Source organism: Rhodoplanes sp., from assembly GCF_013377085.1.
GTDB lineage: Bacteria > Pseudomonadota > Alphaproteobacteria > Rhizobiales > Xanthobacteraceae > Rhodoplanes.
Genome location: NZ_JACAAX010000043.1, coordinates 21,479 through 41,585 on the forward strand (window position 1 = coordinate 21,479; position 20,107 = coordinate 41,585).

The following is a 20,107-nucleotide window of genomic DNA, read 5'->3' on the forward strand; positions in this document are numbered from 1 at the left end:
ACGGCCGTCAGAACGGCTCCAGCCCGGCCTTGGCGACGATGTCGCGATAGCGAATCCGCTCGGCGGCGGCAAACGCCGTGAACGCGTCGGGCGTGATCGGGGCCGCGACGGCGCCGATCTCCATCAGCTTCGCGGCCATCTCGGGCGTACCGTAGATGCGCTTGATGTCGGCGGCGATCTGCTCGACCACGGCGCGCGGCGTGCCGGCCGGCGCGAACAGTCCGTGCCAGGACGGCGCATCGAAGCCCGGCAGGGTCTCGGCGATGGTCGGCAGGTCCGGCGCCGTCGGGCTGCGCTCCGTGCTGGTGACGGCGATGGCCCGCACCGTGCCGGACTTCGCCAGCGGCCAGGCGAACGTGATGTTGTCGAAGGCGAGGTCGACATGGCCGCCGGCGAGCGCGGCGGCGACGTCGTTCGAGCTCTTGTAGGGCACGTGAACCAGCTTGATCCCGGCCATCATCTGGAACAGCTCGGCCGGCAGATGCGTCGCGCTGCCGACGCCCGACGAGCCGTACACCAGCGGGTCCTTGCGCGACTTCGCATAGGCGATCAGCTCCGGCACGGTCTTGACCGGCAACCTCGGAGTGACGGTCAACAGGTTCGGCACCTTGGCGAACAGGCTGATGGCGACGAAGTCCTTGTCGGCGTCGTAGCGCGGGTCCTTGTAGACGAAGGGCGCGATGGCGTGGGTGCTGGCGGTGCCGACCAGGAGCGTGTAGCCGTCGCCCTTGGCGCGCGCCACCCAGGCGGCGCCGAGCGTGCCGCCCGCCCCGGCCTTGTTCTCGACCACGAACGAGGTCTTGTACTTCTCCTGCATGCCCTGGGCGAACAGGCGGCCGAACATGTCGGTGGTGCCGCCCGCCGAGAACGGGATGACCACCGACACGGGCCGGGTCGGCCAAGTCTCCTGGGCTTGCGCCGCCGCCCCTGTCGCGAGCAGCACGCCGACCGCCAGGGCCATCAGCTTTCGCATTCTTCGCTCCCTTGTTTCTTCGTCTTGCTTCGGTGCAGCGGCACCACGTCTCACGAACCGGACACGTCCTCCACGGCGGCGATGCGGGCCCGGCCCGCGCCCGACGCGACTCGCGCCAGATAGTCGGCCTTGCTGATCTGCAGGTGCTCGACGCAAAGTTGCGCGAGCGCCCAGCGGTCGCGGCCACGCAGCAGATCGATCATGATGTCGTGCTGGCGCACCGACACCTCGCGCCCGGCGCGGTCGGCGAGGTTCTTGGCGCGCATCGGCAGGGTCAGGCCCATATACTCCTGCAGGGTGCGGACCAGATAGGGATTGCCGCAAGCGGAAAACAGCACGAGGTGAAACGCGTCGTTCGCCTCGTGGACGCCGCGCAGGTCGTCGTCGCGGATGCAGCCTTTGTAGCGTTCCTGAATGGCGACGAGATCGTCGACGACGTCGTCCGGCGCCGGCAGCGGGATCGACAGCGCCGCCTGCCGGGTCAGGAACTCGCGCACCTCGTAGATCTTCACGACCTCGTCGGCCGAATAGGAGCGAACCGTCGCGCCGATGTTCTTCTCGCGGCGGACCAGGCCGGCCTGCTCGAGCTGCACCAGCGCCTGGCGGATGCAGTGGCGGCTGGCGCCATGGCGGGTCATCAGCCGGTCCTCGACCAGGCGGGCGCCCGGCGCGAGCCGGCCGAAGATCACGTCCTCCTCGATGCGACGCACGACCTCGCGCAGCGCGAGGTCGTGGGCCGTCGATGGGGAAACCGCGGTCATGGCGGGGCCACTCGGGCCGCTGCGCGGGGCGCAACGAGCGACGGAACCGTCCCCCTTTTGCCGAATATTGTCAATAATCCACCCAGAGATCCGCGCAATCGCACTGTACGGATGCCGATTATCGAGAATTGTGGCCGGTTTGGCCGCGGGTGGCCCCAGCACCCCCGGCGCACCCGGCGGACCCGGTGTGCACCATCGTCGCACGGTGATCCGCGCTCGGCTCCGGCGCGTAGACCAAATCGACACGAGGCCGAAAGGACATGCCATGGATGCCGGAACCGATGCGAACGTGCTGATGACGATCGAGCTGACGCTGGTGCTCGCATCCATGCTCGCGTTCGCGGCCCGCGCGTTGATCGGCCTCGACCGCCTCGGGACCGAGATGGTCCCGGCGCGGGTGAGGCGGCCGTTCGGCATGCGCCCCCGCCCCTGAACGGCGGGCTGCTCCAGGCCCGAGACGGTCGCGCGCCTCGGTCCGCATCCCGGATCGACCGCACTTGATCTCCGCCCGCCGCGGTTTATGCCTTGCAGGACGCGTCGCGCGCGCGGCCGGGCTCGGTCCCGCCGGTTGCGGGGCGCGAGCCGGGGGCGCATGTCCGAGCCTGATCGACCCGACGAGCAACCCAAGCGCCTGTTCGGGCGCTACTGGGAGAGCGCGTCCGGCTTCTGGAAGGGCCAGTCCGCCAAGGTGAGCTGGCCGCTGACCATCGGCCTGGTCGCCATCGTGCTCGCCCAGCTCACCGTCCAGTACCAGCTCAACTACTGGAACCGCGACTTCTTCAATGCCCTCGAGCGCCGCGATGCCGCCGGCCTGTGGTCGCAGGTCGTCTGGTTCGTGCCGCTCGCCGTGCTCAGCGTCTCCCTGTCGGTGACCTCGGTGTGGGCCCGCATGACCACCCAGCGCAAATGGCGCGAGTGGCTTACCACGCACCTGCTCGCCGTGTGGCTGACCGAGGACCGCTACCAGCGGCTCGTCTCGGTCGACGGCGAGCACACCAACGCCGAGTACCGCATCTCCTTCGATGCCCGCATCGCCACCGACGCCCCGGTCGACATGGCGATCGGCCTGTTGAACGCCGTGATGACGGCGCTGGTCTTCATCAACGTGCTGTGGACGGTCGGCGGCAACTTTCACGTCGTGCTGGCCGGACGCGCGCTGACCATCCCGGCCTATCTGGTGCTGGCCGTGGTCGTCTACACGGCGCTGTTCACCACCGCCATGGCGTTCGTCGGGCGCAACCTCACGCCCGTCATCCAGGCCGAGAACCAGGCCGAGGCGGAGCTGCGCGCTGCGGCGAACGAGATCCGCGAGCTCGGCGAGCGCACTCCACCGGCCGCCGTCGCGCTGGCGGAGCTTCACGATGTCCGCAGCGCCCTCACCCAGGTGCTGCTGCGCTGGCGGCAGCTCTGCTGGCAGCTCATGGGCACCACCATGGTGTCGCAGACCGACATCCTGCTGGCGCCGGTCTGCGCCTGGATGCTGTGCGCGCCGAAATTCCTGGCCGGCGAGATGTCGCTCGGCGAGCTCACCCAGGCCTCGGCCGCCTTCGTGTCCGTGCAGGTGGCGTTCAACTGGTTCGTCGACAACTATCAGCGGGTGGCCGAATGGCGCTCGTCGGTAAACCGCGTCGCCACGCTGATGCATGGACTCGACGCCGTCGACGGCCTGCCGCGGCCGGCGCCGGTCTCACCCGAACCCGACCACGTGATCTGACCGCGGGACGCTCGACGAGATGCGCCGACAGGCCGGCTCACCCCTGCAGCCGCGCCGCGATCGCCTGCAGGCCGAGAAACGCCACGTCGGGGTGGACGATCACGGCGGTCGGGATCTCGGCCAGATAGGACGCGAAGCGCCCCTTCGCCTCGAAGCGGGCGCGGAACTCCGACGCGCCGAAGCGGTCGCCAAGCCGCGGCACGATCCCGCCGGCGACGAAGACGCCGCCGCGGGCCCGGAACGTCAGCGCGAGGTCGCCGGCGACGCTGCCCAGCATGGCGCAGAAGATGTCGACGGCGGCGCGGCAGACCGGGCAACCGCCCTGCTCGGCCAGCCGGGTGATCTCGGCCGGGCGCCGCGACGGCACCAAGATGCCGTCGAGCGTGGCGATCGTCGTGTAGAGCGCCTCGATCCCCGGGCCGGACAGCACCCGCTCGGTCGAGACATGGCCGAAGCGCCGGCGCAGCTCGGCGATGATCGCGGCCTCGCGATCGGTGGTGGCCGCGAGCGTCGTGTGGCCGGCCTCGGTCGGGACCACCACGAACCCGGACGGTGTGGACACCAGGGCCGACACGCCGAGCCCGGTGCCGGGCCCGAGCACCACCATGGGACCGCCCGGCACGGGCGCGCCGCCGCCGACCGGACGGAGATCGTCCGCCATCAGGCGCGGCAGCGACCAGGCGACCGCCTCGAAGTCGTTGACGAGCCGGACCCGCACCATGCCGAAGGCGGCGCGCAGCTCGGCCGCGTCGACCACCCAGGGGCTGTTGGTGAAGCGGCAGCGCTCGCCCTCCACGGGCGCCGCGACCGCCAGCACGGCGCCGGCGACCCGCGAGCCGGCCGCGTCCTCGCGCAGGAAGGTCGCGACCGCATCCTTGGCGGCCGGAAAGTCGACGACCGCGAGATGCCGGATCGCGCCGAGGCGATCCGTCATCAGCGCGAAGCGCGCATTGGTGCCGCCGATGTCGGCGAGCAGGATGGCATCGACGGTACTGTCACTCACGACGCAGACACCCGGCTCAGGAGGCGGCGGCGACGCGCCGCGGCGACGTCGCCTTGATCAGGTTCGCGTACCAGCGGAACGACGCCTTGGGGATGCGCTTGCCGGTCGCGTAGTCGACATAGACGATGCCGAAGCGCTGGCTGTAGCCCGAGCCCCACTCGAAATTGTCGAGCAGCGACCAGATGAAATAGCCGCGCACGTCGGCCCCCTTCGCCCGCGCCTCGGCGAGCGCGTCAGTGTAGGCCTTCAGGAAGTCGATGCGCGGCGTATCGTTCACCTCGTCCTTGTCGTCGACCACGTCCGGGTTGGCGGTGCCGTTCTCCAGCACGTAGATGGGAAGCTTGTAGCGCTCATGCAGGAGCAGCAGCGTGTCGCGGAACGCGTCCGCCTCGATCGGCCAGCCCATGCTGGTGCGCTTGATGTTGTCTGGCGCCGGGCCCCAGCCGACCCCGAGCGGGTTGCCGTCCCACGCCTTCATGTAGTGCGGCGAGTAGTGGTTGAGGCCGAACCAATCGATCGGCCGACAGATTTTTGCGATGTCGCCGGCCTGCACATACGGCTCGATCAGGTCGGCGAGCAGCGCCGGGTAGGCGCCGAGGATCTGCGGATCCGCGAAGGCGCCGTTCCAATAGGCGTCGAACAGTGCGGCGGCCTTCACGTCCTCGGGCGCCGGGGTCGCCGGCCGGCATGGCTGCATGTTGTGGACGATGCCGAGCGAGGCGTCGCGCACATGGGCCCGCAGCACGTCGATCGCCTCGCCGTGTCCGAGATTCACGTGGTGGATCGCCCGATGCAGCATGGCGCGGTCGGCGATGCCGGGCGCCTGGCCGCCCATCACGAAGCCGAACAGCGTGAACACCGACGACTCGTTGAAGGTGGCGAAGCGCTTCACCCGGTCGCCGTAGCGCCGCGCGATCAGGGCGGCGTAGTCGGCGAACCAGAAGGCGCAGTCGCGATTGGCCCAGCCGCCGAGATCGTCGAGCGCCTGCGGCAGATCCCAGTGATAGAGGCACAGCCACGGCTCGATGCCGTCGTCCAGAAGCTTGTCGATCAGCCGGTCGTAGAAGGCGAGGCCCGGCTCGTTGGCGGCGCCGCGTCCCTTCGGCAGCACCCGCGGCCACGACACCGAGAAACGGTAGGCGCCGACCCCGAGGGTCTTCATCAGCGCGACGTCCTCGACATAGCGGTGATAGTGGTCGCAGGCGACGTCGCCGGTGTCGTTGTCGGTGATGCGGCCCGGCTGGCGGCAATAGGTGTCCCAGATGCTCGGGCCCTTGCCGTCCTCGGCTGCGGCGCCTTCGATCTGATAGCTCGAGGTGGAGACTCCCCAGAGAAACGGGGTGGCGGACGCGGCAGCGGCCGTCGCGGGCTCGCGCTTGCTCATGTCTGTTTTTCCTCGCAGTCGCAATGACGGCCTGGAGCGCGTTCAGGCAGCCATTACAATTATGCGCCCGAACCCTCTCCGAGGTAACAGGGGAAAATTACGCCCGGCAGATTTCCGAATTGTTGAGAGTGGCCGAGCGCGACGGCCCGGAGCGTGTCCCGGCGAGGTGGTCCCCGGTCCGCCACGCCGACATGCGACCACGAATGGACAGAGAGCACGCGTTCCGATCGCGCTCGAGCGGCAGCCACGCGGACATGTCCTTACGGGCCATATCGGAGTTTTGCCCGCCGACCATTCGGCGGAGACTCTCGGCGTGGACCGCCGCTCCGGCGACGCGGACCCGAACGTCGCAGCCGCGCGGAACGATCGTGCCGAGTGGCGTGCGCCCCGTCGGTGCCCGGCTCCACCGACGGCGGTTCGGCGTCGAGGCATCCATGGCCAACATCACCAAAATCGTCTTCATCGGGGCCGGCAGCATGTCGTTCGGCCTCAGCATGTTTCGCGACCTCTTCTACGCGGAGAACCTGCGTGGCAGCACTCTCGTGCTGGTCGACACCGACCCCGACGCGCTGGCCCGCTCGGCGGCGCTGGCGCGCCTGCTCAATGACAAGTCCGGCGCCGGGCTCGTCATCGAGACCGCCACGGAGCGCCGCGCCGCGCTGCCGGGCGCCGGCTTCGTGCTCAACGCCACCGCCATCGATCGCCTGCATTTGTGGCAGCTCGACTACGAGATCCCCAAGAAGCACGGCATCCGCCAGACGCTCGGCGAGAACGGCGGCCCCGGCGGCCTGTTCTTCACGCTGCGCACGCTGCCGCTGGTGTTCGACTTCGTCCGCGACATGGAGGCGCTCTGCCCGGACGCCCTGTTCGTCAACTTCTCCAACCCGGAGAGCCGGATCATCCTGGCGGTCGGCAAGTACAGCCGGATCCGCGCCGTCGGCCTGTGCGAGGGCGTGTTCGGCAGCCGCGGCCATGTCGCCGCCGTGATGGGCCTGCCGGCCGAGGCCGTGGACGTGTGGGCGGCCGGGCTCAACCACTTCCAGTGGCTGCTGCAGATCCGCGACCACGCCGGCGGCGCCGACCTCTATCCGCGGCTGCGCGCCGCGGAGGCGACCTACGACCCCGGCTTTGCGCCGCTGACCCGCACCCTGTTCCACGCCTTCGGCCTGTGGCCGACCTGCGGCGACGGGCACACCGGCGAGTACCTGCCGTTCGGCTGGGAGGCGGACGGCGGCAAAGGGGAGGGCTACGACTTCGCCGGCGACAGGCAGGTCCGCCGGCAGTTCCACGCCGAGGTCGAGGCGGTTCTGGCGGGCCGAAGCCCTGTCCCGGGCTGGTGGCTCACCCCATCCGGCGAGCGGGGTGCCGCCGTCGTCACCGGCGTCGTCAACAACCAGAAGCGCTTTATCGAGTCGGGCATCGTGCTCAACCGCGGCACCATCCCGAACCTGCCGGCCGACCTCGCCGTCGAGGTGCCGATCGTGGTCGATGCCGCCGGCGTGCACCCGGTCTCGCTCGGGCCGCTGCCCGATCCGGTCGCCAAGCTCCTGGCCGGGCCGGCCGGCGTGCAGCAACTCGCCGTCGAAGCGGCCATGCGGGGCTCGAAGGATCTCGCCCGCGAGGCCCTGCTGATCGACCCGGTGGTCTCCTCGGCCAAGGCCGCCGAGGCCCTGCTGGAGGAGCTGTGGGAGATCAACCGGCCCTATATCCGGGCGTGCATCTAGGAACCACCGACCCATCCGGAGCGGGACTGCTCGTCGTCTCGTGTTGCGAAAGTCGGGCGGTCCCGAACTGGTGTCTCGACGGAGGCGGAGGCATTGGATTAGGCTGAGCGCAGCACGACGCCGGCGACGGAGTCGCCCGGGGCCGGGATCGGAGAGGTCCGGTGCGGGTCAAGGATTTCATGACGAGCCCGGTCGTGACGGTCGCGCCTGACAGCCCGATCGCCGACGCCGCTCAGCTCATGCTCGATCACCGCATCAGCGGCCTGCCGGTCGTCGACCGCGGCGGCCGGCTCGTCGGCATCGTCAGCGAGCGCGATCTTCTCCGGCGGCGCAACGGCGAAGGGCCGCTGCGGCGGCCCCATTGGCTGCAGCTCCTGAGCGAGCGTAGTGGGCTCGAAGGGGAGCCGGCGCGCTTCCACACCCTCACGGTCGGCGCCGTGATGACCATCAGCCCGCTCACCGTGACCGAGGCCACCACCATCGAGGACGCCGGCAAGCTCCTGGAGCAGCACCGCATCAAGCGTCTGCCGGTGGTGCGCGGCCAGCAGGTCGTCGGGGTGATCTCGCGCGCCGACCTGCTGCGCGCCCTGCCCCGCGCCCTCGGCCGGGCCGAGGCGGCCGCCAAGCACGATCCCTCGATGACGGACGAGCGCCTGATCGAGCTCGAGCGCCAGTACTGGCTGCAGCGGACCCGCTCGCCGAAGTGAGACGAGATTCGAGAGGTCTATTCGCCGGTCATTCCGGGACGGCGCGGAGTGCCGGGCCCGGAATCCAACCGACAGTGCAGAGCTTGCCGCTGGATTCCGGGTTCGCGCCTTTGGCGCGCCCCGGAATGACGGGCCATGACGAACGACATACGAGCCGGCCGTGCAGCCCCTACTGGCTGGTCGCCTTGCGGCCGGCGCGGAGCTGCAGGTAGAGGTCGAAGGTCTTCTTCGCCACGCTGTGCCAGCTATAATTCTGCTCGACTCGGGCGCGCCCGGCCTCGGCCATGCGGCCGCGCAGCTCGGCATCGCCGGCGATGCGGTTGATGCCGTCGGCCAGCCCGCGCTCGAAGCGCGCCGGCGAGATCGGATCGTGCGGCGGCTCGGGCGACAGGCTCGGATCGACCAGGATGCCGGTGACGCCGTCGACCACCACCTCCTTGATGCCCCCGACCGCGCTGCCGACCACCGGCGTCCCGCAGGCCATCGCCTCGAGATTGATGATCCCGAACGGCTCGTAGATGGACGGGCAGCAGAACACCGTGGCGTGCGAGTAGAGCGCGATCGTGTCGGCGCGCGGCAGCATCTTAGACAGCCAGATCACGCCGCTGCGCCGGCTCTGCAGCTCGGCGACGATCTCCTCGGTCTCACGCTGCAGCGCGATGGTGTCGGCGTCGCCGGCGCACAGCACCACCTGCAGGCTCGGGTCCAGATGCGGGATCGCCTGCAGCAGATAATAGAGGCCCTTCTGGCGCGTGATGCGGCCGACGAACAGCACGAAGGGCCGCTCAGGATCGATGCCGAGCCTTGTGAGCACCTCGGGCGCGTGGATCTTGCGGTACTCGTCGGTGTCGATGCCGTTCGGGATGATGTGGACGCGCTCGGGCGCCACCTCGAACAGCCGCAGGATGTCGTCGCGCGTGCTGCGCGAGACGGCGATCACGGCGTCGGCGGTCTCCAGCGCGTTCTTCTCGATCCAGCGGGAGAGATCGTAGCCGTGGCCGAGCTGGTCGCGCTTCCACGGCCGCAGCGGCTCCAGCGAATGGACCGTGATGACCATCGGGATGTTGTAGAGAATCTTGGCGAGCAGCCCGCTGAAATGCGTGTACCAGGTGTGGCAGTGGATGATCTCGACGCTGCCGTCGAGCTCGTTGCCGATGCCCTGCCCCATGAAGGCGAGGCAGGTGGAGAGCGCCTTCAGGGGCGACACGTAAGTCTGCGGGCAGCCGGCGAACAGCGTGGTGTCGACCTTGATGCCGCGGACATGGAGCTGCCCCTCGTCCAGGGTCTGCTCATGAAAGGTCCGCACCTCGACCGGCGTCAGCTTCGCCAGCTCACGCGACAGATACTCCACATGGACGCCGGCGCCGCCGTACACATAGGGCGGATACTCGTTGGTGGTGAGCAGAATACGCATTTCCAACTCCATGCGCCGCGACGCGCGGCGGTGTCGGCCGGTGCGACGTCAGGCGACGCAACGGAGCATCACGATGGGGTCCTTGTCGGTGTCGATGGCGAGGCGGACGCCACCCCACTCGACCAGCCGCCACTCGCCGGTGACGAGGTTCTCCACCGCCCGCACCGGGCGGCGCGCCCCGTCCGGGCCGATCCGCAGATCGCCGAAATGAAACCAGACATCGTGCTGGCCGGGCGCCACCGCGATCGCGGCGGCGACGACGTTGTCGTGCGCCACCGACTCCTTGACGACGCCCATCACGGCCGGATCGTCGACCTGCGCGAAGGCGAAGTTGGCGGTCTGTTGCAGGGCCGGATTGGCGCGGCGGATGGCGTTCAGCCGCGCGATGTAGTCCTTGATGTTGCCGGGCGCGTTCCAGTCACGCGGCTTGATCTCGTATTTCTCGGAATCGAGATACTCCTCCTTGCCGGGCACCGGCGCGTGCTCCAACAGCTCGAAGCCGTTGTAGACGCCGTAGCTGCCCGACAGGATCGCGGCGAGCGCGACGCGCGACTTGAACATCCACGGCTCGCCGCCCTGCAGATGCACGGGGAGAATATCGGGCGTGTTGACGAAGAAGTTCGGCCGGAAATACTCGCGCTCGGGATGGCGCGTCAGCTCGGCCATGTAGGAGGAAAGCTCGTCCTTGCCGGTGCGCCAGGTGAAATACGTGTAGGACTGACTGAAGCCGAGCTTGGCCAGCGCCTTCATCACCTTCGGGCGCGTGAAGGCTTCCGACAGGAAGATCGAGTCCGGGAAGCGCGTCTGTACCTCGCGGATCATCCACTCCCAGAACGGGAACGGCTTGGTGTGCGGGTTGTCGACCCGGAAAATCCGCACGCCCTGCTCGGCCCAGAACAGCACGACATCGCGCAGGGCCTGCCACAGCGCGACACGGTCGGCGCAGTAGAAGTCGGGATTGGTGATGTCCTCGTACTTCTTCGGCGGATTCTCGGCATATTTCATCGAGCCGTCGGGCCGCCACCTGAACCAGTCGGCATGCTCCTTGATCCACGGATGGTCGGGCGAGCATTGGGTGGCGAAGTCGAGCGCGATCTCCAGCCCGTGGCTGCGCGCCGCCGCCACCAGGCGGCGGAAGTCCGCGATGGTGCCGAGCTGCGGGTGCACGGCATCGTGGCCGCCCTCGGCCGCGCCGATCGCATAAGGACTGCCCGGCTCGCCCGGTTGGGACTTCAGCGAGTTGTTCTTGCCCTTGCGGTTCTTGACGCCGATCGGGTGGATCGGCGGGAAATACAGCACGTCGAAGCCCATGGCGGAGACATCGGGCAACCGCGCGATGACGTCGTCGAAGGTGCCGTGGCGCTCGGGGCTGTCCGATTGGCTGCGGGGAAACACCTCGTACCAGGCACCGGCGCGGGCACGCGCCCGTTCGATCATCAGCGGAAAGGCGTGGCTCCAGGTGAGGTCCGGCCGCGGCTCGACGGTCGCCATGGCGACGGCCAGATCCTCGGCGAGCAGCGGCCGCGCGTCGCCGGCCGTGTCGAACATGTTGACGGCCGCCTGCAGCCGTCCTGCCGCGTCGCCGGCGCGCGGCAGCACCGCGGCGACCAGCTCGCGGCCCTCCTTCAGGTCGAGCGTGATGTCGACGCCGGCCTTCTGCTTGGCCAGCGTGTCGCGCCGCCAGGTGGCGAAGCCGGCCGTCCAGGCCTCGACGACGAACACGTGGCGGCCGAGCTCGATCGGCACGAAGGTGCCGTGCCAGCGGTCGTTTTCGACAGGCACCAGCGGCGCCGTGTGCCAGCCGCGCTCGCCCTCGCGGCGCCAGCGCAGCGCCGCCGACGTCACCTCGTGGCCGTCGCGGAAGATATCGGCCCACACGTCCACCGGCTCGCTGACGATGCGCTTCACCGCGAAGCGGCCGGCATCGATGCTCGGGAACACGTCCTCGATGAAGAAGCGCCGCTGAAAGACGTCGGAGTCGAGCGGCGTCGCGTCCGGAGCCGTCGTAAGGTGCGGCTCGTACGTCACGGTCGAGCGTGGGGCGCGTGGGAAATTCATCTTCAGCCTTATGAGAAATCAGGGCAGCTTATGGGCGATCGTCGTCCCGCCTGCGTCCGGTGCGCCGCGCAGGATGCACGCAGAGGCGCGGCAACCCTCGCGGGGGCACGGCGACGGCCTACAATGTTTCTTTTCGGGCCGCACGGCAAGGCCGTATCGCGGTGCGATAAAACCGGCAATCAGCGACGCTCGGGACGGCCCCCCGCCCCGAAAAGCCGACGCCCGCGACGAGGCTCGCCGCGGGCGTCGGATCGGATCACAGGATGGTTCCGGCCGAGGCCGGCGCCAGCGCCTAAAGGCGCGCCGCCGCTCAGGCGGTGGCGACCGCCGGCGCGAGCTTCGCCACCCGGATGGTGTGGCGGGCGATCATCGCCTCCTCGTCGGTCTGCAGGACATAGACCTTGACGGCCGAGCCGGCCGCCGAGATCACCTCGGCGCCCTTCTGGTTGGCGGCGGCATCGAAGACGATGCCGGCCCACTCCATGCCGACCAGCACCTGCTCGCGAATGAACTTCGAGTTCGACCCGATGCCGCCGGTGAAGACCAGCGCATCGGCGCCACCCGTCACCGCCATCAGGCCGCCGAGCTCGCGGCGAATGCGCGCTACGAAATACTCGATCGCCTGCTTGGCCGCCGGCTTTTCGGAGGACTCGAGGTCGCGCATGTCGCTCGACACGCCCGACATGCCCTTGAGGCCCGACTTCTTGTAGAGGAGGTCGGAGATCTCGGCCGCCCCCATCTTCTTGCTCTGCATCAGATAGAGCAGAACGCCCGGATCGATCTGGCCGCAGCGCGTGCCCATCGACAGCCCGTCGAGCGGCGAGAAGCCCATGGTCGAGGACTGGGCCTTGCCGTCCCGAATCGCGCACATCGACGCGCCGTTGCCGAGATGCAGCACCACGGTGCGGCGCAGCGCCGCCGGGTCGCGGTCTTTCAGCCGGCTGGCGATGTACTCGTAGGAGAGCCCGTGGAAGCCGTAGCGGCGCACGCCTTCCTCGTAATACTGCGGCGGCAGGCCGAACGTGTCGTTGACGAACGGCTGGGTGCGGTGAAACGCGGTGTCGAAGCAACCGACCTGGGGAATGCCCGGGAAGGCCCGCTCGGCCGCCGCGATGCCGGCGAGATTGTGCGGCTGGTGCAACGGCGCCAGCGGCGAGAAGCCCTCCAGCACTTTCAAGGACGCGGCGTCGATCAGCATGGGCGCCGAGTAGATCGGGCCGCCGTGGACGACACGGTGGCCGATCGCGGCGATCTTGGCGTCCGGGAAGGTTTCCGAGAGCCAGCCGATGATGATCTTGAGCGCGTCGTCGTGGTTCTTCGGCAGCTCGGCGCCCGTCAGCGCGCGCTTCACCTTGTTGCCGCCGACCTTGGCCTCGAACTCCGGCGAAACGCCGATGCCTTCGATCTGGCCGATCGTGATCATGCGCGGCCACTCGCCGCCCTCGGCGGCGAACAGCGCGAACTTGATCGAGGAAGACCCCGCGTTGAGGGTGATGATGTGGTCGCTCATGGAAGTCGTCCCCGTTTCTTATTCTGCAGCGACCTTGGCGACTTCGCAGTCGACTGCGACGGCGTGGCCGGTGCGCCGTCGATACTCGTAGAGCTGCGCCAGCGCCGCCGAGACCAACCGCGCCCGATCGTTGTCGGCGCGACTCGTCAACATCACGGGCGCCCTCGCGCCGACCACCAAGCCGGCCGCTTCGGCGCGCGCCACGAAGGTGAGCTCCTTCGCCAGCATGTTGCCGGACTCGAGGTTCGGCACGATCAGGATGTCGGCGTGGCCGGCGACCAGCGACGTGATGCCCTTGGTGCGGGCGGCCGCGACGTCCATGGCGTTGTCCATCGCGAGCGGGCCGTCGACGATGCCGCCCTTGATCTGGCCGCGCTCGGCCATCTTGGACAGGGCCGCCGCATCGAGCGTCGACGGAATGTTCGGGTTGACGGTCTCGACCGCCGACAGAATGCCGACGCGCGGCTTCTCGATGCCGCAGGAGATGGCGAGATCGATGGCGTTCTGCGTGATGTCGACCTTGGTGATGAGATCCGGCGCGATGTTGATGGCCGCGTCCGAGATGAACAGCAGGTGGTCGAGAGTCGGCACGTCCATCACGAACACATGGCTGATGCGCCGGCCGGCACGCAGGCCGCCGTCCTTCTTCACCACCTGGCCGAGCAGATCGTCGGTGTGGAGGTTGCCCTTCATGACCGAGGCGGCCTCGCCGCGACGAACCAGCTCGACGGCTTTCGCCGACGCCTCGACGGCGGAGACGGTGTCGATCAGCTTGTAGGACGAGATGTCGAGACCGCTGACCTCGGCGGCCTTGAGGATCGCCGCCTTGGAGCCGATCAGGATCGGCTCGATCAGGCCTTCGCGCGCGGCCAGCACGGCGCCGCCGAGCGAGTTGTGGTCGTCGGGACAGACCACGGCGGTGGCCATCGGGCCGAGGCTGCGGGCGCGCGCGATCAGCGGCGTGAACTGATCGAGGCTGTCGAGAAAAAAGGTCGGCAGCTCGCGCGCCGCCATGGTCATGCGCTCGACCGGAACGTCGACGGTGGCGGCGCCCTCGGCCACCACGGTGCCGTCAGCCTTCTCGATCCGCGTTTCGAACACCGCGATGGGCGAATCCTTCTTGGCGACGCAGCGGACGCTCGCCTTCACCTTGTCGCCGACATGCACGCCGTTGACGAAGCGCAGATCCTGCGAACGATAGAGCGTTCCGGGGCCGGGCAGCAGATTGCCGAGCACCGCCGAGATCAGCGAGCCCGCCCACATGAAGGGCGCCTGCACCTTGCGGCTGTCCGGGGATCCGTCCGGCACCACGACCGGGTTGGTGTTTCCCGAGACGTGCGCGAACAGATAGAGGTCTTGGATCGAGCAAGTCCGCTCGATGCTGGCGTTGTCGCCGATCTTCAGCTCGTTGAACGTCGTGTTCTTGATCACGTCTGCCATTTGAGTGTCCACCTCCGGTAGTGCGCAGGCGCACCGACCGAGTCTTCGATTGGGGGTCCGGAGCAAAATCCGTTCCAGGAAGGGCGCAGGAAAGACATCCGGACCGTGCGAGGGTCAATTGAATTCGGCGTTTGGCTGGGTGAGCAAACGCGCATGGCCTCCGATAAACGCGTGAGACGTCGTGAGTATCACGCGGACGACTCACAGCGCGAGATACCAGCCGACGGAGTCCGAAGCTCGAACGAACCGCGAGTCAGTCTACCGACGAACTTATAAGAAACACATAAAGTGTCGAATACACGACAGAAGAACCACCTGGGCGGCGTTTCCGATCCCCACCGTCACCGTCCTGCCCCCGACTCGGGCGCCGTGATCGCGAGTCGCGACCGATGCCGGGATGCAATGGATCGCGCCCGCCGACGATCCGAAATAGCCCCATCGGGAAATTCCCGTACGAGCGTACAGGATGATCGTCGCGGCCTCGCGTCGGTGCAATCGTCCGGCGAGCCGCGAGGGCCTTGCCCGCGACGGTCCGCCGCCACAGTGCAAGCCCTTGCGCAACCGGGTGCGCAAGGGCTTGCACCCCGGCGCGACCCGGGTGACGCCGCGCCAGCCGGCGTGCTATCGAGGCGTGTGACGAGACGACATCCCCACGCCGCGCCACCGTCCGCACCGCCACGCCCGGTGTCGCGGATCATGGGCGCCGTCGCCGTGATGGCGGCCCTGCTCGTCCAGGTTCTCCTGCCGTCTCTCTCGGCCCCGGGCCGCACCGCCTCCGCCGCCGTCCTCTCGGGCCTCGCGGGCGCCGATGGATTCTGCTTCGGCGTGCCGGGGACCGACCCGGCCTCGCCGTCCGACGACGGCGCACCCGCCCCGACACAAGACGGCCGCCGGCACGACTGCTGTGTCCTGTGCGGGACTCCAGGGCTCGCGGTCGCTGCGGCGCCCGTCCGGCACGGGCCGGCCTGGCCCAGGGTCGTGACGCGGCTTTCGGGCCGCCCGGCCGTCGCCGTGGTGGCGGCGAGCGAGCGCATGCCGATCCGACCGCGCGCTCCGCCGGTCGCTTGAGCGACGGGCCCCCGGCCGACCCGACCACCCGCCTTTCATGCCTCCCTTGCCGTCGAGCGCGCCGCCGAGCGCGTTGCGGCTGACACTTTTCTGGAGACTGCTCATGACTCGCACCACGCTCGCGTGCACCCTTGCCGTCGCGCTCGGCGTCGCCGCCGCGCCGGCGACCGCCGAGGAGTTCAAGGCCGGCTCGCTCCGCATCGAGCAGCCGTGGAGCCGCGCGACGCCGGGCGGCGCCAAGGTCGCCGGCGGCTACATGACCATCACCAACACGGGCACCGAGCCCGACCGGCTGGTCGGCGGCGCCCTGCCCCAGGCCGGCCGGTTCGAGGTGCACGAGATGAAGACCGAGAACGGCGTGATGACGATGCGGCCGCTGGCGCAGGGCCTGGAGATCAAGCCGGGCGCCACCGTCACGCTCGCGCCCGGCGGCTATCACGTGATGTTCATGGACCTGAAGGAGCCCCTGAAGCAGGGCGAGACGCTGGCGGGCGAGCTCAAGTTCGAGAAGGCCGGCACGGTCGCGGTCCGCTACACGGTCCAGGCGATCGGCGCGACCACCGGAACCGGCACCGGCGGGGCCCCGGCCGCGGGCGGCCATCAGCACCACTGAGCAGAAGGACCAACGACCCTGTGGCGGGATCGTACGCGCCGCGGCGTGGCCGATCCCGTTCCGCCCATGAGGGGCGGGCGGCTCGGCGCGCGGCACCGCGGGACCTGTCAGGCGCGCCTGACAGACTTGGCCGAGGCCACCGGAGCGGCCTCGGCATCCCGCACATCCCGCATACGGGTGCACCTCTTCAAACTTTACCTAAATTTAAGTCGAGGTCCGGCACCCTGCGCGGACGTGTGCGGCCGCGCTTTCCTCGGCCGCCCGCTCCGGGTATAGACTAGGCATCGATCTATCGGACCAGCTTTGTCGAACTTCGTTACAGTACAGCAACAAATAAAGCCGGACCAACGAAAGACCTCGTCTCGATGTCCGCTTCCGATCCCCGGCAAACCCCTCCGCTGACCTTCGACCGCCGCACCGGCCGTCTGGGGGGCGCGAGCCTCACCGAGCGCTTTGCCGCCTTCGCCATGAAGGCCGGCGCGCGGCTGACCGAGCCGATCTGGCATCGCGGCTTCTCGATCGGCTGCAAGATTCTGTCGATCGCGCTCGACGGGCGCGAGGCCGTGGTCGACCTCAACGAGGACGCCCGCTTCGCATTTCCGTTCGGCGACGGCTACTGGAGCGTCCTGTTCGACGCGCGCTACGTTTACGAGGCGGAGCTCGAGCGCTTCCTGATGAACGTCGTCGACGTCGATTACACGTTCGTCGATTGCGGCGCGAATTACGGCCTGTGGTCCGTACTGGTGACCAGCAAGCCGTTCGGCGCCCACAGGGCGATCGCCATCGAAGCGTCGTCGCGCAACGCCGTCAAGTGCCGCCGCAATGCCGAGATCAATGGCGGGCGCTTCGCCGTCCGCCACCAGGCGATCGGAGAAGCAGCCGGCGGCGTGGCCCGCCTGAGCGGGCGCAAGCACGAGGCCTTCACGATCGCGGCCGGCGACGACGCCGTGTTCTGCGAGGAGGTCGGAGTGATCTCGCTCGACAGCCTGATCGACGACGGCACGCTGAAACAGGACGGCCGCTTCGTCGTCAAGCTCGACGTCGAGGGGGTGGAGATCGAGGCCCTGAAGGGCGGCCGGCGGCTGCTCGATGCCGACAGCATCATCCTGTGCGAGGAGCACGGCGCCGACCGAACCCATGGCGTCACCCGCCATGTGCTGGCGCAGCCCGGCTGCCGCGAGTTCGTGCTCGACCCGCGCACCGGCCGGTTCGAGGAGGTCCGCGAGCCGGCCTTCCTCGACCGCATCAAGACCAACCACGCGGTCGGCTACAACGTGTTCGTCACCAAGAGCCCGTTCTGGACCGAGCGGCTGCGCAGCGCGCCGCCCGTGGTGCGCTGATCCCGTGGTGCGCCGAGTGAATTCTCTGCATCGGCCGCACGTATGCGGCCCGCACGGTCGTCACGTTGCCATCATCTCTCGCTACCGGCTGGTTCGCACATCTCGTGCCACCAAACGGGAGATTCGCTCGTGAGAACATTCGCTGCCGCTGCCGTTCTCTGCCTGATCGCCGCCACGGCTCAAGCCCAGAGCCCGGCCCCGGCCCCGGCCACAGCCCCGGCCGCAACCCCGGCCTCGACGACCACATGCAAGGCGCAGGCCGCCGAGAAGAAGCTCCGCGGCGCCGCTCAGACCAGCTTCCTCAAGAAGTGCGAGACCGACGCCAAGGCGTCCTGCGACACCTCGGCGACCGAGAAGAAGCTCGCCGGTGCCGCCAAGACGAGCTTCACCAAGAAGTGTGTGGTCGACGCGGTCGGCAAGTGACGCGTCTCCGGCACATCGCGTGCCGAACGCACCTCGGGCGCCGAAATAGCGCCTGATGGTGCTGCAGATGCTGCGGGCGGGCGCCGGCTTCGGCGGCGCGCCGCCTGCAGGCGCCCCGCCCGGTGTGTCCGACACCCGGCCGGCGGACGACCGAGCCGCCGCCGAGCCGGCTTCGCCCGCCTCTCAATATCTGCCGTCATATCCTTGGCGATGCTCGCCTTCGCGAGCATCGCCGGCGCCACCGTGGCGTCTTGCGCGGCGTGACTGTCGGGCGATGGCTCGCTCAGCGGCCGATGTCGTCGAAGCCAGCCTTCTGGGCCAGCGAGCCGCCCCCGATGTCGCCGGGGCCGCCCTGGTCGGCCTCGCGGTCGGCGCCCGGGTTGATCGCCATCGGGTCCTCGACGAGATGGCCGTTCGGGCTCATCGTGTCGATGGTCTGCGGCAGGTGCTGGGCCAGGATGGCGAGGAGCTGGTCGAGCGGCAGCCCGGCCTCCTGCGCCATCCGGGACAGATCGCCATTGCCGAGCGCGCTGCGGAGCTGGTCCGGCGACACCGGCGCGTTGGCGCCTTGGCCGAGCCACGAGCCGACCTGCTGGTCGAGCCCGCCGCGGCGCAGCGCATCGAGCAGGCCGCCGACGCCGCCGAGATCGGTGCGGCCGAGAATCTGCGAGAGGATCGACGGCAGGGCCGAGGTGTCGAGCTGCTGTAAGGCGCTCTTCATGGCACCGGCGATCAGGCTGTCGAGAAGGCCCATGAGGTTCTCCTGGAGGGTCGCACCGAAAGACGCGGACGGCGGCTGGCGGGTCGGTCGGCGCCGACCACCCGCTCCCGCCGTACCCGCATACGGCCTCAACTTCATGACGTTCGTGGGGCGGCTCGCCGAGCCGGCGCGTTGGAGGGGGGACCGGCCGCCCGGGCGGCCACCCGCGTCACAGCGGCTCCGGCGTCCCGCGGGAGTTCCTCAGCACCATGCAGGCGCCGCCCTGCTTCGACAGCGTGCCGCACAGCTTCACGGCGTCCGCCCGGGTCTCGACGCCGACCCGCATCTGGTAGAAGGCGCTCGGGCCGCGGCTGCGCAGCACGGTGCGGACGATCATCGGATCGCGGCCGTCGAGCTCGGTCCGGAAGCGTTTCTCGATCCGGGCATAGGCCGCCAGCACCTTGTCGCGCGAGAATCCGGCGGAAAGCTGCACGCCCCAGGGCCGCGCCGCGCCCTCGCGCACCCGCCGCTCCAGCTCGCCGACGAACATGCTGGGCTGCTCCTTCAGGAGCGCCGCGAGCGTCGCGCAGGAGGTCGGCTCCGCGAGCCCGTCCTGGCCGGAGCGGCCGAGCGCCGCCCACTCCTCGGCGGTGCGGCCCGTGATGGCACGGACATAGCGCTGGGTCTCGCCCGGCAGGGTGCCGCGCCCGTCGAGCCAATCGCGCAGGCGCCGCGGCCCGGCATTGTAGGCCGCCGCCGCCAGCCCGAGATTGCCGAAGGTTTCCCGCAACTCCTTGAGGAACTCGGCCGACTTGGGCAACGCCGCCACCGGGTCGAACGGGTCGAGCAGGCCGCGCTCCTCGGCCGTGTACGGCATGAACTGGGCGATGCCCTGGGCGCGATGGCCGCGCCGCGTCATCGGGCCGACCACGTTCGGCCGGAACCGACTCTCCTGCCAGATCAGCCGGGCGAAGAAGGACAGCGGCAGCCCGTTGGCGTCCGCCGCCGATTCGAGGATCAGACAGATCGAGTCCATGGCGCTGCCCGGCTGCGCCGGGGGACGCGTCCCCGGCGGCGGCACGGCGGTCGGCGCGGGCGCTTCGGGCGCCGATGCTTCGGGCATGGATGCCGGCGCGGCTTCGGCGGCAGGCGGCGGGGCCGGCACGGGATCTGGCTCGGCCCGGACCGCACCCAGGCCGGCCAACACCGCGATCAGCACGATCGGCAGAACCCGCATGCGCCCTCGCTGGTGGTGTCCCCGATCGGTACGCCTCG

At 69.4% G+C, this 20,107-nt stretch carries 18 protein-coding genes; 8 read left to right on the top strand and 10 right to left on the bottom strand.

Annotated features, from left to right (window positions below):
• Window positions 1-7 precede the first annotated feature (7 nt).
• Window positions 8-973 (bottom strand): tripartite tricarboxylate transporter substrate binding protein, encoded by a 966-nt coding sequence (locus tag HXX10_RS23755; RefSeq protein ID WP_296525746.1) that lies wholly within the window; start codon window positions 971-973, stop codon window positions 8-10.
• Window positions 974-1,023: 50 nt separating this feature from the next.
• Entirely contained in the window at window positions 1,024-1,734 is a 711-nt protein-coding gene (locus tag HXX10_RS23760) for a GntR family transcriptional regulator (RefSeq protein WP_296525747.1), read from the bottom strand.
• A gap of 265 nt (window positions 1,735-1,999) precedes the next feature.
• On the opposite strand from HXX10_RS23760, the gene HXX10_RS23765 reads away from it, so the two are divergent.
• Window positions 2,000-2,167: a hypothetical protein gene (locus HXX10_RS23765; protein ID WP_296525748.1), complete on the top strand. Its 168-nt coding sequence runs from the start codon at window positions 2,000-2,002 to the stop codon at window positions 2,165-2,167.
• A gap of 159 nt (window positions 2,168-2,326) precedes the next feature.
• Window positions 2,327-3,448 carry an SbmA/BacA-like family transporter gene (locus HXX10_RS23770; RefSeq protein WP_296525749.1) on the top strand — a complete coding sequence of 374 codons (1,122 nt, stop codon included), beginning with the start codon at window positions 2,327-2,329 and terminating at the stop codon, window positions 3,446-3,448.
• A gap of 37 nt (window positions 3,449-3,485) precedes the next feature.
• Here HXX10_RS23770 and glk read toward each other — a convergent pair whose 3' ends face one another.
• Both glk and HXX10_RS23780 read right to left on the bottom strand, forming a co-directional pair.
• A complete protein-coding gene (glk, locus tag HXX10_RS23775) occupies window positions 3,486-4,451 on the bottom strand; it encodes a glucokinase (protein ID WP_296525750.1) in 966 nt (321 codons plus the stop codon).
• A 16-nt stretch (window positions 4,452-4,467) separates the two neighbouring features.
• Window positions 4,468-5,835 (bottom strand): GH1 family beta-glucosidase, encoded by a 1,368-nt coding sequence (locus tag HXX10_RS23780; RefSeq protein ID WP_296525751.1) that lies wholly within the window; start codon window positions 5,833-5,835, stop codon window positions 4,468-4,470.
• Between the two features lie 434 nt (window positions 5,836-6,269).
• Here HXX10_RS23780 and HXX10_RS23785 point away from each other — a divergent pair, with 434 nt between their 5' ends.
• A complete protein-coding gene (locus HXX10_RS23785) occupies window positions 6,270-7,559 on the top strand; it encodes an alpha-glucosidase/alpha-galactosidase (protein ID WP_296525752.1) in 1,290 nt (429 codons plus the stop codon).
• A 179-nt stretch (window positions 7,560-7,738) separates the two neighbouring features.
• Complete coding sequence (locus HXX10_RS23790) at window positions 7,739-8,266, top strand: CBS domain-containing protein (RefSeq protein ID WP_296525753.1); 528 nt, start codon at window positions 7,739-7,741, stop codon at window positions 8,264-8,266.
• Between the two features lie 169 nt (window positions 8,267-8,435).
• Here HXX10_RS23790 and glgA read toward each other — a convergent pair whose 3' ends face one another.
• The 4 genes from glgA to HXX10_RS23810 all read right to left on the bottom strand — a co-directional run bounded on the left by glgA (window position 8,436) and on the right by HXX10_RS23810 (window position 14,688).
• Entirely contained in the window at window positions 8,436-9,680 is a 1,245-nt protein-coding gene (glgA, locus tag HXX10_RS23795; protein ID WP_296525754.1) for a glycogen synthase, read from the bottom strand.
• Between the two features lie 48 nt (window positions 9,681-9,728).
• Window positions 9,729-11,738, bottom strand: a complete 2,010-nt coding sequence (locus tag HXX10_RS23800) for an alpha-1,4-glucan--maltose-1-phosphate maltosyltransferase (protein ID WP_296525755.1) — start codon at window positions 11,736-11,738, stop codon at window positions 9,729-9,731.
• Between the two features lie 310 nt (window positions 11,739-12,048).
• Entirely contained in the window at window positions 12,049-13,248 is a 1,200-nt protein-coding gene (locus HXX10_RS23805; RefSeq protein WP_296525756.1) for an acetate/propionate family kinase, read from the bottom strand.
• An 18-nt stretch (window positions 13,249-13,266) separates the two neighbouring features.
• Window positions 13,267-14,688 carry a bifunctional enoyl-CoA hydratase/phosphate acetyltransferase gene (locus HXX10_RS23810; RefSeq protein ID WP_296525757.1) on the bottom strand — a complete coding sequence of 474 codons (1,422 nt, stop codon included), beginning with the start codon at window positions 14,686-14,688 and terminating at the stop codon, window positions 13,267-13,269.
• A 696-nt stretch (window positions 14,689-15,384) separates the two neighbouring features.
• Here HXX10_RS23810 and HXX10_RS23815 point away from each other — a divergent pair.
• From HXX10_RS23815 to HXX10_RS23830, 4 genes are all read left to right on the top strand, one after another.
• A complete protein-coding gene (locus tag HXX10_RS23815; protein WP_296525758.1) occupies window positions 15,385-15,756 on the top strand; it encodes a hypothetical protein in 372 nt (123 codons plus the stop codon).
• 103 nt (window positions 15,757-15,859) lie between these two features.
• Window positions 15,860-16,369, top strand: coding sequence for a copper chaperone PCu(A)C (locus HXX10_RS23820; RefSeq protein ID WP_296525759.1), 510 nt, complete (start codon window positions 15,860-15,862; stop codon window positions 16,367-16,369).
• A gap of 365 nt (window positions 16,370-16,734) precedes the next feature.
• Window positions 16,735-17,709: an FkbM family methyltransferase gene (locus HXX10_RS23825; protein WP_296525760.1), complete on the top strand. Its 975-nt coding sequence runs from the start codon at window positions 16,735-16,737 to the stop codon at window positions 17,707-17,709.
• A 129-nt stretch (window positions 17,710-17,838) separates the two neighbouring features.
• Window positions 17,839-18,132 (top strand): hypothetical protein, encoded by a 294-nt coding sequence (locus tag HXX10_RS23830; RefSeq protein WP_296525761.1) that lies wholly within the window; start codon window positions 17,839-17,841, stop codon window positions 18,130-18,132.
• Window positions 18,133-18,415: 283 nt separating this feature from the next.
• Here the strand turns inward: HXX10_RS23830 and HXX10_RS23835 are convergent, their stop codons facing one another.
• Window positions 18,416-18,991: a YidB family protein gene (locus tag HXX10_RS23835; protein WP_296525762.1), complete on the bottom strand. Its 576-nt coding sequence runs from the start codon at window positions 18,989-18,991 to the stop codon at window positions 18,416-18,418.
• A 70-nt stretch (window positions 18,992-19,061) separates the two neighbouring features.
• Window positions 19,062-20,069 (bottom strand): lytic transglycosylase domain-containing protein, encoded by a 1,008-nt coding sequence (locus HXX10_RS23840; protein WP_296525763.1) that lies wholly within the window; start codon window positions 20,067-20,069, stop codon window positions 19,062-19,064.
• Window positions 20,070-20,107 lie beyond the last annotated feature (38 nt).